Raw genomic sequence first — 646 nt, forward strand, 5'->3', positions numbered from 1 at the left:
ATTTTCGGCCCTGTTGCCTCCGGCAAGCTGACCGTTGCTAAAGAAGTGCAACGCGTTACCGGCCTTCCCCTGTATCACAACCATCTCGCTGTTGATGCAGCCCTTTCGCTATTCCCATTCGGTTCGGATGGCTTTGTGAGGCTACGCGAAGGCATGTGGTTGTCTGCCTTCCGTGAATCTGCTGCCGCCAAGCAGCCTTTCATTTTCACCTTCGCGCCAGAAGCCTCTGTGCGTCACGCTTTGATCGATGAGCTGACTTCAGCGATCAGAACCGTCGGCGGTGAAGTCCTCTTCATCGCTTTGACATGCCCGGAGACCGTGATTGAGCAACGTCTCCAATCAAGCGATCGCTCCAAATTTCACAAGCTGAACTCATTGGAGATGTACCAGCAATTACGGGTGTCGGGGGCATTCTCCTTCCCACCAATGCCACAGCCAGTACTTTCAATCGCAACAGACGAATTCTCCCCAATCGATGCAGCAAGGATGATCCAAAATCAAATCCAACAATTCATCGTGGCCACCTAACCCTCCGCTCAACTCGGACCCCGCCTGCATTGCCTTTCGCTCTCTCTCATCGTTCCGCTTTCTCGTCTCCGCTCATCGTCTCGGTGCAAGCGGGTCCGGTTAGCTTCATTCGTTAGGC

Annotated in this window: 1 protein-coding gene; it reads left to right on the top strand. The window is 53.9% G+C overall.

The window, feature by feature from the left end; all coding sequences use genetic code 11:
• Nucleotides 1-528 (top strand): AAA family ATPase (locus MLE42_RS15910; protein ID WP_243288829.1); only part of this gene is annotated, 528 nt, incomplete at its 5' end.
• Nucleotides 529-646: the final 118 nt, after the last annotated feature.

This window comes from Geothrix terrae (assembly GCF_022808775.1).
In the GTDB taxonomy this organism is placed as follows: Bacteria; Acidobacteriota; Holophagae; order Holophagales; family Holophagaceae; genus Geothrix; species Geothrix terrae.